This is a genomic window from Phytopseudomonas punonensis, from assembly GCF_900142655.1.
Taxonomy (GTDB): Bacteria; Pseudomonadota; Gammaproteobacteria; order Pseudomonadales; family Pseudomonadaceae; genus Aquipseudomonas; species Aquipseudomonas punonensis.
Map to the genome: position 1 here is coordinate 140274 of NZ_FRBQ01000005.1, position 16426 is coordinate 156699.

General features: G+C 61.5%; 11 protein-coding genes. 4 read left to right on the forward strand and 7 right to left on the reverse strand.

The window, feature by feature from the left end; translation table 11 throughout:
* Positions 1 to 242: 242 nt before the first annotated feature.
* The 4 genes from BUC40_RS14655 to BUC40_RS14670 all read right to left on the reverse strand — a co-directional run bounded on the left by BUC40_RS14655 (position 243) and on the right by BUC40_RS14670 (position 7240).
* On the reverse strand, positions 243 to 1655 hold the full coding sequence (locus tag BUC40_RS14655) for an efflux transporter outer membrane subunit (protein ID WP_073266917.1): 1413 nt from the start codon (positions 1653 to 1655) through the stop codon (positions 243 to 245).
* A complete protein-coding gene (locus tag BUC40_RS14660; RefSeq protein ID WP_073266918.1) occupies positions 1652 to 4825 on the reverse strand; it encodes an efflux RND transporter permease subunit in 3174 nt (1057 codons plus the stop codon). Before BUC40_RS14660 ends, BUC40_RS14655 begins: the two co-directional genes overlap by 4 nt.
* A 98-nt stretch (positions 4826 to 4923) precedes the next feature.
* Positions 4924 to 6144 carry a multidrug efflux RND transporter periplasmic adaptor subunit MexE gene (gene mexE, locus BUC40_RS14665; RefSeq protein ID WP_073266919.1) on the reverse strand — a complete coding sequence of 407 codons (1221 nt, stop codon included), beginning with the start codon at positions 6142 to 6144 and terminating at the stop codon, positions 4924 to 4926.
* A gap of 178 nt (positions 6145 to 6322) precedes the next feature.
* Positions 6323 to 7240, reverse strand: coding sequence for a LysR family transcriptional regulator (locus tag BUC40_RS14670; RefSeq protein WP_073266920.1), 918 nt, complete (start codon positions 7238 to 7240; stop codon positions 6323 to 6325).
* A gap of 242 nt (positions 7241 to 7482) precedes the next feature.
* On the opposite strand from BUC40_RS14670, the gene BUC40_RS14675 reads away from it, so the two are divergent.
* Positions 7483 to 8499 (forward strand): zinc-dependent alcohol dehydrogenase family protein, encoded by a 1017-nt coding sequence (locus BUC40_RS14675; RefSeq protein WP_073266921.1) that lies wholly within the window; start codon positions 7483 to 7485, stop codon positions 8497 to 8499.
* A 124-nt stretch (positions 8500 to 8623) separates the two neighbouring features.
* Here BUC40_RS14675 and gntR read toward each other — a convergent pair whose 3' ends face one another.
* On the reverse strand, positions 8624 to 9649 hold the full coding sequence (gene gntR / locus BUC40_RS14680) for an HTH-type transcriptional regulator GntR (protein ID WP_073267034.1): 1026 nt from the start codon (positions 9647 to 9649) through the stop codon (positions 8624 to 8626).
* 219 nt (positions 9650 to 9868) lie between these two features.
* On the opposite strand from gntR, the gene BUC40_RS14685 reads away from it, so the two are divergent.
* Together BUC40_RS14685 and BUC40_RS14690 are read left to right on the forward strand one after the other, a co-directional pair.
* A complete protein-coding gene (locus BUC40_RS14685) occupies positions 9869 to 10360 on the forward strand; it encodes a gluconokinase (RefSeq protein WP_208605779.1) in 492 nt (163 codons plus the stop codon).
* 129 nt (positions 10361 to 10489) lie between these two features.
* On the forward strand, positions 10490 to 11863 hold the full coding sequence (locus BUC40_RS14690) for a GntP family permease (protein WP_073266923.1): 1374 nt from the start codon (positions 10490 to 10492) through the stop codon (positions 11861 to 11863).
* Positions 11864 to 11951: 88 nt separating this feature from the next.
* On the opposite strand, the gene BUC40_RS14695 is transcribed toward BUC40_RS14690, so the two are convergent.
* The gene (locus BUC40_RS14695; RefSeq protein WP_073266924.1) at positions 11952 to 12725 is read right to left on the reverse strand and encodes an alpha/beta hydrolase; all 774 of its coding nucleotides are present in this window, start codon (positions 12723 to 12725) and stop codon (positions 11952 to 11954) included.
* A 91-nt stretch (positions 12726 to 12816) separates the two neighbouring features.
* Here BUC40_RS14695 and BUC40_RS14700 point away from each other — a divergent pair, with 91 nt between their 5' ends.
* Positions 12817 to 14256, forward strand: coding sequence for an HD domain-containing phosphohydrolase (locus BUC40_RS14700; protein WP_073266925.1), 1440 nt, complete (start codon positions 12817 to 12819; stop codon positions 14254 to 14256).
* 247 nt (positions 14257 to 14503) lie between these two features.
* Here the strand turns inward: BUC40_RS14700 and BUC40_RS14705 are convergent, their stop codons facing one another.
* Complete coding sequence (locus BUC40_RS14705; protein ID WP_167369162.1) at positions 14504 to 16321, reverse strand: outer membrane protein assembly factor BamB family protein; 1818 nt, start codon at positions 16319 to 16321, stop codon at positions 14504 to 14506.
* Between the last annotated feature and the right edge of the window lie 105 nt (positions 16322 to 16426).

Consider the following 16426-nt stretch of genomic DNA (forward strand, 5'->3'; position numbering starts at 1 on the left):
AGGTGCCGTTTGTACCGGAAGGCGGCGTGTCGGGCAATCGAGGATTCCGATGCAATCCATCATTTTTGCGGTGGTGAGGCTGGCCGTGCTTGACCACCCTCGGTGAGAGCGTGTCATGGACGCGACATCACGCGCATGGCCCTTTCCAACAACACCAGCATGCAGCCAAAAAAACCCACGCAGAGGGGTGTCTGCGTGGGGCGGCAAGGGCCGACGAAGCGGCCGGGAGGGAAAAAGGAAACTCAGGAGGTTGGGCTCCAGCCGCCACCCAGCGCCTTGTAGATGGCGACGATGCCCTGATACAGCTCGACCTCGGCCAGGGCCTGGCTGTCTTCGGCGGCCAGGCGTTCACGCTCGGCATCGAGCAGCACCAGAAAGTCCGCGCTGCCTTCGCGGTATTGCAGGGCGGCTTGAGCGGCGGCGGCGCGGCTGGCCTCCGACTGGCGCACCAGAGAAAGCAGGCGCTGCTGGCGTTTGCCGTAATCGCTGAAAGCGTTTTCCGACTCTTCCAACGCCAGCAATACCTGCTGTTCGTAGCCGGCCAGAGCGCCATCGGCATCTGCCTCGGCGCCGCGCAAACGGGCTTTTACGCTGCCCAAGTCGAACGCGGCCCAGCTGATGGTCGGCGCCACGCCCCAGGCTCGCGCCGCCGATGAGCCGAGCTGCGAGCCGCGCCCGGCAGTAAAGCCGAGGAAGCCGGACAGGCTGACCCGCGGGAACAGGTCTGCGGTGGCCACGCCAACCTGGGCAGTGGCCGCCGCCAGCTCACGCTCGGCGGCGCGGATATCAGGGCGACGCCGCAGCAACTCGGTTGGGTCGCCAATCGGTAGCGCCTTGGCAATCGCCGGCAACGGGCGCGGCGCCAGGTCCACGCTGAGCTGCTCCGGTCGCTGGCCGAGCAGGGTGGCGATGCGGTTGCGCGCCCGTACCTGCTGCGCCTGCAGTTGCGGCAGGGTCGCCTCGGTAGCGGCCAGGCGAGCATCGGAGCGCAGCACATCGAGCTCGCTGCCCATGCCCACTTCGCGGCGACGCTCGATGATGTCCCGCGACGACTGCTGATTTTTCAAATCGGAACGAGCGATGCTTTCGCGCAGCTGGGCACCACGCAAGGTGCCGTAGGCATCGACCAGCTCTGCTATGAGGCTGACCTGCAGTTGCTGATAGTCGGCCTGGGCCACTTCGATCTGCGCTTCGCTGGCCTCCAGCTGCCGCTGAATGCGCCCGAACAGGTCGAGCTCCCAGGCCATGTCCAGGCCCAGGTCATAGCGTTCGCTATTGACCCGCTGCTCGGTCACACCGGGCTGCTGGCCCTTGCCGATCTCGCTGCTGGCCCGGCTGGTGACGGTGGGCAGGCGGTCGTTGGCCACGTCATCACGAATCGAGCGGGCGGCACGCAGGCGGGCATAGGCCACGCGCAGCTCGCGGTTGTCCTGTAAGGACTGTTCGACCAGCTGATTCAAGGTCGGGTCGTCGAACTGCTGCCACCACTGTGCTTCGAAGCGGGCGGTGTCGTAGCTGTTTTGGGTCGCTTGCGCGGACACCACGTTGGCGTCCTGCGGCGCCTGGTAGTCCGGGCCGACGGCGCAGGCGCTGATGGCCAGCGCCAGAGCCGAGACCACCAGGGTGCGGGGCAAAAGGTTGATCAGCGGATTCATGCCTGTACCTCCTGCAGACGAGCCTGTTTGCGCGCCTGGCGTTTTTCCACGAAGGCGCGGATCAGCACGTAGAACACCGGGGTGAGCAGCAGACCGAAGAAGGTCACGCCGAGCATGCCGCTGAATACCGCAACGCCCATGGCATGGCGCATTTCCGCACCAGCACCGCTGGACAGCACCAGCGGCACCACCCCCATGATGAAGGCGAAGCTGGTCATCAGGATCGGCCGCAGGCGCAGGCGGCAGGCTTCCAGCACCGCGGCGACGCGATCCAGGCCGTGCTCCTGCTGCTCCTTGGCGAACTCGACGATCAGGATCGCGTTCTTGCACGCCAGCCCCACCAGTACGATCAAGCCGATCTGGGTGAAGATGTTGTTGTCACCGCCTGCCAGGATTACCCCGGCGATGGCCGACAGCAGGGTCATCGGCACGATCAGGATCACCGCCAGCGGCAGGCTCCAGCTTTCGTACTGGGCAGCCAGCACCAGGAAGGCCAGCAGCACGCAGAGCGGAAACACGAACAGCGCGGTATTGCCGGCAAGGATCTGCTGATAGGTCAGCTCGGTCCACTCGAAGCTCATGCCGTTGGGCAGCTCTTCCTTCAACAACTTGGCCATTGCCGCTTCGGCCTGGCCGGAGCTGTAGCCGGGGGCTGCCGCGCCGTTGATCTCGGCGGTGATGAAGCCGTTGTAGTGCATCACCCGGTCCGGGCCCGAGGTGTCGCTGACCTTGACGAAGGTCGACAGCGGGATCATCTCGCCGCGGTTGTTGCGTACCTTCAGCTGACCAATCTGCTCGGCCTCCAGGCGGAACTGCTGATCGGCCTGTACGTTGACCTGGTAGGTGCGGCCAAAGCGGTTGAAGTCGTTGGCATACAGCGAACCGAGGTAGACCTGCATGGTGTCGAAGATCTCATCGATGGCCACGCCGTGGGTCTTGGCCTTTTCACGGTCGATATTGGCTTCGACCTGCGGCACGTTGACCTGATAGCTGGTGAACAACCCGGCCAGTTCCGGCACCTGGCGGCTCTTGGCGATGATGTTCTGGGTTTCCTTGTACAGCTCGTCATAACCCAGGTTGGCGCGATCCTGAATCTGCACACGGAAGCCGCCGATGGTGCCCAGGCCCATCACCGGTGGTGGCGGGAAGATGGCGATATAGGCTTCCTGAATCCCGGCGAACTGGCCGTTGAGCTCCGCGGCGATGGCGTTGGCGCTCAGCGACGGGTCCTTGCGCTGGTCGAAGTCCTTCAGGGTGACGAACACGATGCCGCTGTTCGGGCTATTGGTGAAACCGTTGATCGACAATCCGGGGAAGGCCACGGTGTTGGCCACGCCGGGGTGCTTGGCGGCGATATCGGACATGCGCTTGATCACCGCTTCGCTGCGATCCAGGCTGGCGGCATCCGGCAGCTGGGCGAAGGCGACCAGGTACTGTTTATCCTGCGGTGGCACGAAGCCGGTCGGGGTGCTGGCGAAGCCCAGGTAGGTCAGCCCCATCAGGCCGGCATAGACGATCAGGGCAATGCCGCTACCGCGCAATACGCGGCGCACGGTGCCGACGTAACCATTGCTGGCCCGCTCGAACACACGGTTGAACGGTGCGAACAGCCAGCCGCCGAACAGCCGGTCCAGGCCACGGGAGAAGCGATCCTTGGGCTCATGGTGGCCCTTGAGCAGCACCGCGGCCAGCGCCGGCGACAGGGTCAGCGAGTTGAACGCCGAGATCACCGTGGAGATGGCGATGGTCAGCGCGAACTGCTGATAGAACTGCCCGGTAAGCCCGGAGATGAATGCGGTAGGGATGAACACCGCACAGAGCACCAGCGCCGTGGCGACGATGGGGCCGGTAACTTCCTTCATCGCCTGCTTGGTGGCTTCCACGGGCGTCTTGCCGAGGCCGATGTTGCGCTCGACGTTCTCCACCACCACGATGGCGTCATCCACCACGATGCCGATGGCCAGTACCAGGCCGAACAACGACAGGGCGTTGAGCGAGAAGCCGAACATGTGCATCACTGCGAAGGTGCCGATCAACGAAACCGGTACCGCGGCCAGGGGAATGATCGAGGCGCGCCAGGTCTGCAGGAACAGGATCACCACCAGCACCACCAGCACGATGGCCTCGAGCAGGGTATGCACCACCGCCTCGATGGAGCCGCGCACGAAGATGGTCGGGTCGTAGACGATTTCGTAGTCCACACCCTGGGGGAAGCTCTGCTTCAGCTCGGCCATGCGCTCACGCACCGCATCGGAAATGGCGATGGCGTTGGAGCCCGGGCGCTGGAAGATCGGCATGGCCACGGCGGGCTGGTTGTTGAGCAGCGAGCGCAGGGCGTACTGCTCGGAGCCCAGTTCGATTCGGGCGATGTCCTTGAGGCGGGTGATTTCACCGTTTTCGCCGGCACGGATGACGATGTTCTCGAACTCTTCCTCGCTGACCAGGCGGCCCTGGGTGTTGATCGACAGCTGGAAGCTGGTGTCACTGGCAGCGGGTGGCGCGCCCAGGGAGCCGGCGGCGACCTGACGGTTCTGCTCGCGAATGGCGTTGACCACGTCGGTCGCCGTCAGCCCGCGCGAGGCGACCTTGTCCGGGTCCAGCCACACGCGCATCGAGTAATCGCCGAGGCCGAACAGGCGCACGTCACCGACGCCATCCAGACGCGACAGCTCGTCCTTGATGTTGAGGGCGGCGTAGTTGGACAGGTAGAGCATGTCGTAGCTGTTATCCGGCGACGTCAGGTGGACCACCATGGTCATGTCCGGTGAGGCCTTGTCGACCGTCACGCCGAGGCGCTGCACCTCGGTGGGCAGGGTCGGCATGGTGCGCGTCACGCGGTTCTGCACCTGCACCTGGGCGGTGTCCAGATTGGTGCCCAGGGCGAAGGTGATGGTCAGCGTCATGCGCCCGTCGTTGTTGGCCTGGGAGGACATGTACAGCATGCCCTCGACACCGACGATGGCCTGCTCCAGCGGCGAGGCAACGGTTTCGCCGATGACCTTGGGGTTGGCGCCGGGGAAGTTGGCGGTGACCACCACGGTGGGTGGTACCACTTCCGGGTATTCGCTGATCGGCAGCTGGAACAGCGAGATGGCGCCGCCGATCAGGATGATCAGCGACAGCACGGCGGCAAAGATCGGCCGCTGGATGAAGAACTGCGAGAAGTTCATCGTTAATGTCCTTGTGATGCGGGCACAGCCCAGCCTGCCCACGCCACAGGTGGTGCGAGCAGGTTCTCGGGTAGGAAGGTGGAGGGCTAGGCCCGGTGTTACTTGATGCTGACCTTCAGGGGTTCGTCATTGCGCGCCGAGGCCACTGCCTTGCGCTGCTTTTCCAGGGTCGCCAGAGTCTTCTCGTCGGCCATCGGCACGGCTTGCGGGTCCACGGTGCTGCCTGGAATCGCGCGCTGCAGGCCGTTGACCACTACGCGATCACCCTTGGCCAGGCCGCTGCGCACGATGCGCAAGCCTTCGAGCTTCGGTCCCAGCTCGACGGAACGGTAGGCGACCTTGTTGTCGGCACCGAGCACCAGCACGAATTTCTTGCCCAGGTCGGTGCCGACGGCGACGTCCTGGATGAGCATGGCATCGTAGGTGTCGCTGCCAACCAGCTTCAGACGGGCATACAGGCCCGGGGTGAACTGGCCGTCACGGTTGTCGAACACGGCGCGACCGCGGATGGTGCCGGTGCGCGGGTTGACCTGGTTGTCGAGGAAGTCCAGCTGGCCCAGGTGCGGGTTGCCGGTTTCATTAGACAGGCCCAGGTACACCGGGCTCTTGCCGCGGCTGTCATGGCCTGCGCGGCGAGCCAGCTCGGTGTACTTGAGGAAGGCTCGCTCGTCGGCATCGAAGTAGGCATACACCTTGTCGGTCGAGACCAGCGAGGTGAGCAGCGATTCGCTGGCGGTGACCAGGTTGCCAGCGGTCACTTCGGCCCGGCTGACGCGACCATCGATGGGCGCCGTCACCCGGGTGAAGCTGAGGTTCAGGCGGGCATTGTCGAGCTCGGCCTGAATGCCGGCCACTGCCGCCTGCGCTTCCTGGGCGGCGCTCTTGCGGGCATCGGCAAGCTCGGTGGAAATCGCGTTGCCTTCACGCAGGCGCTCGCCACGCTGGGCTTCGCTGCTGGCCCGTATCTGGTTGGAGCGGGCTTGCTGCAGTTGGGCTTCGAGGCGTTTGACTTCAGCCTGGAATGGGCGCGGGTCGATCTGGAACAGCAGGTCGCCTTTCTTCACCAGCGATCCTTCGCTGAAGCTCACCTTGTCGATGAAGCCGGAGACCCGCGGGCGGATCTGCACCGACTCCGGAGCTTCGAGGCGGCCGGTGAATTCGTCCCACTCGTTGAGGGGCTGCTGGATGACTTCGGCCACGCTGACCTTGGGGACAGGCATCTGCTGTGCACTTTCCTCGGTCTTGCCACAGGCCGCCAGCACCAATGCTGCGGTGAGGGCCAAAGGAAATTGCCAGAGCCTTGTGTTGGGCTGTTCCATGATTACGATCCGCCAGGGTGTCAGTAGTGATGGAGGCGGAGTCTGGTCTCAGCAACATCCAGGAACGAATCGAACGCCGCGAAGATATATATCATCGAGAATGATGATATTACCCATCGGAATATAAATAGAGAGCTACCTATCTATTTGGTCTAGGCCTGGATGCAAGTTCCAAGCGCTATTCCAGGCTGTCGGGATCACCAAAGAACATCTGGATGCGCGAGCGCAGCCAGCGCTCGGCGGGATCGTTGTCCTGGGCGCCGCGCCAAGCCATGGACATCTCGAAGCTGTCGCTCTCGAAGGGCAGGTCTTCGGCGCGTAGACCTCCAACAGCGGTCAGTGCGGCTGCAGTGTAGTCGGGCACTACGGCAATTAGGTCGGTGCCGGCCAGCAGGGTGCCCAGGCCGTTGAACTGGGGCACGGCGAGCACCACCTTGCGGGTGCGCTCGAAACGCGCCAGCTGGTCATCGATAAAGCCGTTGAGGTCGCCTGCAAACGACACCATGGCGTGGGGCCGGGCGCAGTACTCATCGAGGCTCAGCTTGCCGGGAATCGCATCGGCGCGCAGTAGCTTCGGCTTGCTGCGTCGCAGCGTCTTGCGCTTGGCGTTGGCGGGCAGTTCTTCGGTATAGCTGACACCGACCGAGATTTCGCCCGAGGCGAGCAGATTGGGCATCAGCAGGTAATTGGCGCGGCGGACCACCAGCACCACGTTGGGCGCTTCGGAGCGCAGGCGACGGAGCAGGGCAGGGAGCAGGGCGAACTCGACGTCGTCCGAGAGACCAACGCGAAACACCGCGGTACTGGTGGCCGGGTCGAACTCCGATGCACGGCTGACGGCGGTGGAGATCGAATCCAGCGCGGGTGAGAGCAGGGCGAAGATTTCCTGGGCCCGGGCAGTCGGCTCCATGCTGCGGCCGGTACGCACGAACAACGGATCGTCGAACAGGTTGCGCAGGCGCGACAACGCCGCGCTGATCGCCGGCTGGCCGAGAAACAGCTTCTCTGCCGCACGGGTCACGCTGCGTTCGTGCATCAGTGTTTCGAAGACGATCAGCAGGTTGAGATCGAGACGGCGCAGGTCGTTGCGGTTCATCCGGGTTCCAAATGTGCGGGCTTGCCAGAGCGGGACGCTAGTGAGAGCCTTGTGCGCTAATAGTACGAGCACTTGAGCGCATTGGGAAAGACACCGGTATCATTGGCATATCCACACGTTCCGCCGGCCTATATCACTGCCAGGCATGACGACTATTACTCGTGTCGGGTGGTGTGCACCCTGGTCTGCAGATAAAGTCCAATCCAGTGAATGACCCAATCCGCGATCAGTTGAGGTTGACGATGTCCCGCATGATCCGTTTCCACAAGTTCGGCGACGCCAGCGTATTGCAGTGCGAAGAAGTGCCGACACCCACTCCGAATGCCGGTGAGGTGCTGGTACGTGTCCAGGCGCTCGGCGTCAGCTGGGGCGATGTGCTGTGGCGCCAGAACCTGGCGTCCGAAGAAGCCACGCTACCCTCCGGGGTCGGCTCCGAGCTGGCCGGTATCGTAGAAGCCGTGGGCGAGGGCGTTGACGACCTCGCGGTCGGCACGCCGGTGGCCGCATTCCCGGCCAACACGCCTAACCGTTACCCGACCTGGGGTGACGTGGTGGTGGTGCCACGCTATGCGCTGACCCGCTACCCGGACGTGCTCAGCCCGGTCGAAGCGAGCATCCATTACACCGGCCTGCTGTTCGCCTATTTCGCCATGGTCGACCTGGCCAAGCTCAAGGCTGGTCAGCACGTGCTGATCACCGAAGCCTGCCACTGCCTGGCGCCACAGTCGGTGCAACTGGCCAAGGCACTGGGTGCCAATGTGATCGTTTCGACCAGTGTTTCGGGCAGCCGCGAGTTCCTGCGTGAACTGGGCGCCGACAAGATCATCTTCACCGAAGAGCAGGATCTGGTGCTTGAGGTCGAGCGCTACACCGAAGGCAAGGGTGCCGAGGTGATTCTCGACCACTGCGCCGGCCAGCAGCTCAAGTTGCTTGGTGATGTGGCAGCGACCCGCGGCAAGTTGATCCTCTATGGGCTGAACGGCGGTAACGACACCGCTTTCCCGGCCTGCGCCGCGTTCAAGAAGCACCTGCAGTTCTTCCGTCATTGCGTGCTGGACTTCACCGGGCACTCGGAGCTGGGGATCGAGCAGGATCACGCCGCCGTACAGCGCGCGCTGGACCACATCAACATGCTCACCGCCGATGGCCTGCTCAAGCCGCGTATCGACAAGACGTTCCCCTTCGAGGAGTTCGCCGAGTCGCATCGCTACATGGAAGCCTGCCCAGATCGTGGCCGCGTCGCTCTGACGCTCGAATGATCGAATGATCGAACCCTGAACGAGAAAAGCCCGGCATCGACCGGGCTTTTTCTTGGGGCGACACTTCCCTGTGTCATGCCTTCAGCATCGCGCCCATGCATTGCGGTTTGATGAACGACGGCGCCTAACTGCTTTCGCGCACCCGCAGCTCGAATCCCAGGTCGATACTGGGTGCAGCGGGGCGGCCATCGAGCATCTTCAGCAGCAGGTTGGCGGCCTCGCGGCCCACTTCCGTGCGCGGCGTGTGGATCGACGACAGCCGCGGCACGGTATGCGCCGAGGCTGGCAGATCATTGAAGCCGACCATTGCCACGCGGCCCGGCACTGCCAGGTCGGCGCGCTGCGCCTCGAAAAGCGCGCCCTGGGCCAAGTCGTCGTTACAGAAGAAGATGCCGTCGACATCCGGATGGCGCTGCATCAGCTCGCGGAACAGCTGGCAACCCAGGCCGATGGACGAGGGCAGGGGGTGCAGCAGCTCCAGGGCCGGGTCATAGACGCCCGCTGCCTGCAAGGCGCGGCGAAACCCTTCGCCACGTTGCATCACCCGTGGGTCCAGCTGGGCAGCCACATAAGCGAGCCGCTTGCGCCCTTGCTGCAGCAGGTGTGCGGCGGCAGCTTCACCGGCAGCCTGCTGGGAAAAACCAACGCTGGCGATACCCGGGGCATCGCTCAGCTCCATCATGTGCACGCAGGGAATACGGCTGGCACTGAGCAGGTGTCGTGTGCCTTCGGTGCGGTCGAAGCCGGTAAGCAGCATGCCCATCGGCCGGTACGGCAGGTAGTTGCGTACCAGTCGTTCCTCCTCGTCGCGGCAATAGTGGTAATCGCCGATCAATACCTCGATGCCGCGTGGCCGCATCACTTCATGGATGGCTTCCAGCGGCTCGATGAACAACTGGTTGGACAGCGACGGAATCAACACCACCACCGAGGTGCTACGCGCCGAAGCCAGCATGCGGGCGGCGGGGTTTGCCACGTAGCCCAGCTCATCAGCGGCCTTGCGCACGCGCTCGACCAGCTCCGCGCCCACCGTGGTTACACCGCGTAAAGCTCGAGATGCCGTAATGGTCGACACGCCGGCGCGCTCGGCGACCTGCGCCAGGGTTGGCATGCCAAGGGTACGGGAACTGCTGTGCGTCGGAGATTTCATCGCCAGGGTTGTCATCGGCCAGAATTGATGGTTAAGGTAGCGCTGTCTCAAGTGCCTGGCAATCGGCGTAATTCGTTTGCCGCCTGGAGCAGAAGTAACCGGCAAAATAATAGGTACAACATTGAAGCAGCCGTCATGCGGATATCTTTATCCGCGAAAGATAGCGCTGTCTTCTGCTGGAGTTGCGATATGAACACACCAATCACCGCGTTGGTCGTCATGGGCGTATCCGGGTGTGGCAAGAGCTGCGTCGGGGAATCAATCGCCAAGCATGTCGGCGGTTACCTAATCGAAGGTGACCAATTTCACCCGCCCGCCAACATCAAGAAGATGAGCGCCGGCATTCCCCTCAACGACGATGACCGTGCCGATTGGCTGGTCCGGCTGGGTCAGGAACTGGTTAGCGCACTGGAAACCCACGCCCACCCCGTACTGACCTGCTCGTCACTCAAACGCAAGTACCGCGACCGGCTGCGCGAAGCCGTGCCCGGTTTGGGCTTCGTGTTTCTCGAACTGTCCCGTGAAGAGGCTGCGCAACGCGTCGGCAACCGCCCGGGTCACTTCATGCCGGCCAGCCTTATCGACAGCCAATTCGCCACCCTGGAACCGCCCTATGGCGAGCCCTCCACGTTGGTCCTGGATGCCGGCGAATCCATCGATACCCTGGGCCGCAAGGCCGCTGATTGGTGGCGGGCCGCTAACGACCGCTAACCGTGCAACCCCATGCTTCTCCCATAACAAACACAAGTGGAGGCGACATGAAAGAGATTCATCAGGCTGACCGTTACACCGCAGCGCACAATCACCAGGCGGCGACAAGCCGAGAGGAGGGCGCTCATCATGAATGAGGCGACCACCATGGGTGCCGGGGCACTGCTATCCATCGCCGCCGGCGCGGTTCTGCTGCTGCTCCTGCTAATCATCCGCTTCCGCCTACATGCCTTTCTCGGTCTATTGCTGGTGAGCATCTTCACCGCACTGGCTACGCAGATTCCCTTCGACAAGATAGTGCCGACACTGCTCGGCGGCTTCGGTACTACGCTGGCTGCCGTTGCGTTGCTGGTCGGCCTGGGTGCGATGATCGGGCGTTTACTGGAGATCACCGGCGGCGCCCAGGTGCTGGCAGACACCTTGATTAACAAGTTCGGCGAACACCGTGCGCCATTCGCGCTGGGTGTTGCTTCCCTGCTGTTCGGCTTTCCGATCTTCTTCGATGCCGGTCTGATCGTGATGCTGCCGATCATCTTCAGCGTGGCCAAGCGCTTTGGTGGCTCAACGCTCAAGTACGCGCTACCAGCCGCCGGTGCCTTCGCCGCGATGCACGCTCTGGTGCCGCCGCATCCAGGGCCCGTAGCTGCAGCAGAACTGCTGGGCGCGAACATCGGCCTGTTGGTTATCGTCGGTACCGTCATTGCGCTGCCAACCTGGTATTTCGGCGCCTATCTGTTCGGTCTGTGGGCTGGCAAACGTTACGACCTGAAATTGCCGGCCAGCTTTCTGACCGATGTGCCGCGCGATATCAACGTTACACCGCCGGCATTTTCGCTGGTGCTGACCATTCTGCTAATGCCATTGGTGCTGATCTTCCTGGATACCGGCCTAAATACCCTCACGGTCATGGGCGCCGTGGATGGCGGCAGCAGCTGGGTGCAGTTCCTGCGCATGCTCGGTAAAACGCCGGTGGCGCTGTTGATCACCGTGCTGTTTGCCTTGATCGCCTTCAGCGGCCGCCATAGCCGTCAGCACCTGGAAAAGGTCTGTGAAGGTGCGCTGGGGCCGATCTGCTCGATCATTCTTGTCACTGGGGCAGGGGGCATGTTTGGCGGTGTGCTGCGCACCAGCGGTATTGGTGATGCACTAGCCGCTACGCTGTCAGACACCGGCATGCCGGTGATCCTCGCTGCCTTCGTAATCTCTGCAGCGCTGCGCGTTGCTCAAGGTTCGGCCACCGTGGCACTGACCACCACAGCCGCGCTGGTGGCGCCGATGGTTGCCGCAACACCGGGGCTCAGCGAGTTCGACTTGTGCTTTATCGTGGTGGCCATAGCTGGTGGCGCGACGGTGCTGTCTCACGTTAATGACTCCGGGTTCTGGCTGGTCAGCCGCTTCCTGGAAATGGACGAGAAGACCACACTAAAAACCTGGACGGTGATGGAAACGCTGCTGGGTAGCATCGCGTTCCTTCTGGCTGTCATCGGCAGCCTGATTCTCTAGCCAACCTGTACGAGGCCTTCACCGCGAGCAGCCGCTTGCGGTGAAGGCCTCGTATAACAACGGCTCGCTCATCGGTTACAGCCTTGAATCACTGCGCAGCAACCTTATGCACGGCCTTGAGAATCACCTGGGCGACATCGGCAGGCTGGGATTGCTGCGGAACGTGGCTGGTGTTCAGCTCGCTCAAGGTTGCACCGATTCGCTTGGCGGCAGCGCGCTGAACGTCCGGGTGAATCATCCGATCCTGGGTTGCGAGCAGGTACCAGGACGGCTTGGTTTTCCACGCGGCAGCCGTAACCTTGTCTTCGAATGCGGACGCTTTGATCGGCCCCTGGGTTGCGGTCATTACGGCAGTCTGTGCTGCCGGCAGATCCTGAGCGAAGTCCTTGGCCATGCCTTCGGCCGTCAGGTAGATATAGCCATTGCTATCGACCTTCAGCTGGCTGATGCCAGGAGGCGTCGGCGCTCCTTTACCTTGTTCGCCGCTGGTTTGCCCGGCTTGCGGTGCAAACGCAGCCACGTAAACCAACGCGCTGACCTTCTTGTCGTTACCGGCTTCGGTGATGACCGTGCCGCCCCAGGAGTGGCCGACCAGTACGACCTTGCCATCCTGATTGTTCAGCACTCGCTGGGTTGCAGCCACGTCGTCAGCCAGGGAGGTAAGGGGGTTCTGCACCACGGTGACGGTAACGCCTTCGGCCTGCAGCAGCGGCACCACCTTGGCCCAGTCGGAACCATCGGCGAACGCACCGTGTACGATCACTACCGAAGGTGAGGTGTCGGCAGCGTGGCTGGTGCCAAGGGTCAGACTGGTAACGATGGCCAGTGCGATTGCAGCGATTTGAGATTTGACGGTTTTCATTGCGTAAACTCCTGTGTGGGTGTGATTCAAATTCTGCTGCCCGAGCCGACTGGCCGGTATCGGTCATTTATCCGATCCAAGGACTTTTCTGGTGAACGACGCTCCGTCACTTCTCGTTTCTCCGGGCGCAGCGTTGGCTGCCATTTCCCAAGTGGGCGACCTGAGCATGGGCCAGCCGCTGGGGCATTCCATGCGGGTTGCCAGGCTGGCCAGGCAGTTGGCGCAAGCCGGTGCAGGGCAGGGTGGTCACCTGGCTGTTGCCGAGCATGTCGCGTTATTGCGCTGGTCTGGCTGTACCGCCAACGCCGAAGGCTTCACACATTTGCTGGGCAACGATGTCGACGGGCGCCGCGCGATGCTCGACCACACGCTGGGCGCCGATGACATGCGCGCAGTCCACAAGGCGAGCTCCCTGGCCGTGGTGCACTGCGAAGTATCGGAGCAGGTGGCCAGCACGCTCGGGCTCGGCGCGGACGTAGAAGGAGCGCTGTATCGGGTCTTCGAAACCTATGACGGCTTCGGCCGGCCCGCTGGGCTGACCCACGGACAAATCCCTGAAGTCGTCTATCAGGTGGTGCTGGCCGGTGACCTGGAAATTCTCAGCCGCACCCACGGCCTTGATTCAGCACTCGACTGGATCGGCGCCCAGTGCAACAGGCGTTATCCGGCAGCGCTTGCCGAATTGCTCATGCAAAACGCCGCAGACTGGTTGGCGCGACTGGAAATCGTGGCCGAATCAGCAGCCGTGGAAACGCCGCAAAACGCGGTACCACTGAGCCTGGTGGGCGATGTAATCGATTTGAAATTGCCCTGGCTGGCGGGTCATTCGCGCCAGGTCGCGCACATAGCCGTCGAAGCTGCGCGCTTGTGGGGGCTGAGCGAAGCGATGCTCACGGAGATCGGTAAAGCCGCGTTGATTCACGGCCTTGGCCGCGCAGCAGTCTCCAACCATATCTGGAACAGCCCGGGCCCGTTGCCGTATGGCGCAACGGAGCGGCTGCACTTGGTACCGTACTGGACGCAGAAAGCCTGCAAGCGCATTCCCGAACTCGCACGGCCAGGTGATATAGCCGCCCATGCATACGAACGGCTCGATGGCAGCGGGTACTACCGTGGATTATCAGGTGACACGTTGAATGCCGAGCACCGGCTGTTGGCGACCGCTAATGCCTGGGTTGCGCTGCAAAACGACAGACCCTGGCGACCAGCCCATAGCGACCAGGAAGCGCAAAACGTCCTCAGACAAGATGCCAACCGAGGTGCATTCGATAACGAGATTTGCGAAGCGGTGATCGCTGCCGCAAATGGCAGGCAACGACTCGCACAGCCACGGAGCTCGTTGCTTACCGTTCGTGAGTGCGATGTTCTCGGTGAGATCAGCCGTGGTGCCAGCAACAAAGAAGTAGCACGAACGCTGTCGATCAGCCCAAGCACCGTGCGCACGCACATGGAAAGCATCTTTCGCAAACTGGAGTGCTCGACGCGAGCTGCAGCCACATTGAAGGGGCTGACGCTGGGATTGATCCAGTGAGTTACGAGAATTGCACTGTGGAATGGCGCAGGATCGCAAAGCCATAACTTCGCATAATGTATATTATGTTAAATTAAATATCACGAGCTAGAACCGAATTTAGAGACGAGTCATGATTTCTAGACGTCGCGGATCAAACTGCCTGGGCGCTCGAGAAGTCACCACAGAGGTATGCACCTCTAGCACCGGGCACATGTTCCACTGTTCGCCTTTCACAAGAAGCGCCTTACGGCGCTCCACTACCACCTTACTTTCCGCCGACCGAAAACTTCGCGCCGTTGTAACTTCCCTGGAATATCTGCAGATCCTTGCCCGTCTGAGCCATCACTGCTTGGCGCAAGCGAGCAAAACTTGGGCTAGATCTATCATAGGCATGTCCTGCGTTCATCACTACAGTGCGTGTATCCCCTGAACCTTCGACAGTTGACGGGTAGTAGCTGCTTAGCAGGATCAGTTTGATATTCTCCCTGCCCTGCGTGATTCTCCACGTGACCGCCTCATAAGAGCTCAGCACCAATATGACCGGCTTGCTAACTGGGCGCACGGCAATGTCGACTATGCCTGGGCGGTTTCCTGACCCCTTACCCTTCGGTAAAGGATTCGTTGACTCATAGACCCCGACCCCTTCAAGCACTGCATCCTTTGCGATGGTAGCGAAGGGCGGCGGCGGTGACGTTTCGTAAACTGACGCTGAACTGGAACCCATTTGGGGGCTCATGCTGTTGAGCTTTTGCATCTGCTCTTCAAGGTTTCGGCTATCCAAGAACGCTTGAAGACTCTCTTCCTTCCCTTGTTCAACCTTGAGCCCAAACCAGATTCCACCCCCACCCCGCCTAATAAAGCCAGGTCGTCCATCCAGCCCGCTAATCGTGCCGACGCCCTCGGACGGTAGCATTGCAGGAGCGATAGTTTTGGCTTCGAGATTCAGAACCCATGATTGCGTTCCGGAACTGCGGAAGAGCGAATCAACCAGAATTTGGTTCTCGCTGAGCTTGGCGTAGCGACTGCTTAACAATGATCCGGTCTTCCAGGCACTCTCCTCCCCTGACTGCAGATCAACCGCTAAAAGCTCCTTATTACCTACGAAAAGCAACGCACGACCTGAGAAGATGGGGGTTGGTTTTGACGGGCTGACTCCGTAGCCGCTTTTCAATGCGTAGCTTTTTACAACGCGAGCTTGAATGACATTGTCACTTCGCTCGTAGGCTACCGATGAGAAGGATCGCCCAGCTCCAATAGCAACTGACCCATCACTGAGTTCAAAGCCCCACTGCGGGCTCTCCGCCGGAGATGAGTCGGCGGAGAACGTTCCATTCAACAAGTCGACAACCACTGTTTTACCATTGGCGTCGGTCGCTAAAGCTGCAGAGATCCTGGGCAGCCAGACCAGCAATCTGCGCAGCGTATTATCCTGCCACAGAAGCTCTGCAGTCTCAGTGTCGTAAAAGCTGAGACCTTCTCTGGAACCGCTTGAAATCGCAAGAACTCTACCATTAGGCGAAAGCAAAGCTTCACTGAAGCTGTAACGTCCATTTGTTGCCAATTTAGCGATCAGTTTCCCGCCTGGAATTTCTATCGAGTGAATCCCGCCACGGCCGTCCTGGAGAACTGCGACACCTGCTGCTGCCGCTGAAATAGCGGACATTGCGGAGCCGCCAGAAGGTATGAGCACTGGAGCACCGAGCTCTATCATTGGCCGCAATGCAGGCATGCTGAGTCGTCTTTCGATCTGTTTCACCTGCAGATAACGCAGCAAGATTTCATCCTGAGCGTTCAGGCACTCACGGCTCACTGGACGCGTCTTGATCTTCTCGACCGAGTCAAAACGGGAAATCTCCATGCCTTGGCTACAGGTCAGGCCGCGAATCTCACGCAGCACCTTATAGCGAACAGCAAAGGAATCGTTCGCGCTCAGTAAGTCCTGTAGCGTTTCCTCTGCTACGCGAACCTGCGGACTGGGTGGGAATGCCCGATTTAGCTTTTCACCTGCCGACAGGAATGCTTCCTCGACAAATGAACAGCCGGACAGACTTAGAACAAGCGCAATGCTGGTAACTAATCGCAAGCGGAACTCCATTTCCAGAAGGCCTGTTCAGCGGGAGCTAAAGCAATTTAGATCTAGCGCTGCGGATGCTAATGACAGAAGTGGTGAGAGGCAAGACGCATGCCC

Coding starts and splice junctions, on each gene's coding strand:
- BUC40_RS14685 (WP_208605779.1), top strand. CDS start 9,869: ATGGGCGTATCCGGGTGTGGCAAGAGCTGCGTCGGGGAATCAATCGCC.
- gntR (WP_073267034.1), bottom strand. CDS start 9,649: ATGAAATCTCCGACGCACAGCAGTTCCCGTACCCTTGGCATGCCAACC.
- mexE (WP_073266919.1), bottom strand. CDS start 6,144: ATGGAACAGCCCAACACAAGGCTCTGGCAATTTCCTTTGGCCCTCACC.
- BUC40_RS14660 (WP_073266918.1), bottom strand. CDS start 4,825: ATGAACTTCTCGCAGTTCTTCATCCAGCGGCCGATCTTTGCCGCCGTG.
- BUC40_RS14695 (WP_073266924.1), bottom strand. CDS start 12,725: ATGAAAACCGTCAAATCTCAAATCGCTGCAATCGCACTGGCCATCGTT.
- BUC40_RS14690 (WP_073266923.1), top strand. CDS start 10,490: ATGAATGAGGCGACCACCATGGGTGCCGGGGCACTGCTATCCATCGCC.
- BUC40_RS14675 (WP_073266921.1), top strand. CDS start 7,483: ATGTCCCGCATGATCCGTTTCCACAAGTTCGGCGACGCCAGCGTATTG.
- BUC40_RS14670 (WP_073266920.1), bottom strand. CDS start 7,240: ATGAACCGCAACGACCTGCGCCGTCTCGATCTCAACCTGCTGATCGTC.
- BUC40_RS14655 (WP_073266917.1), bottom strand. CDS start 1,655: ATGAATCCGCTGATCAACCTTTTGCCCCGCACCCTGGTGGTCTCGGCT.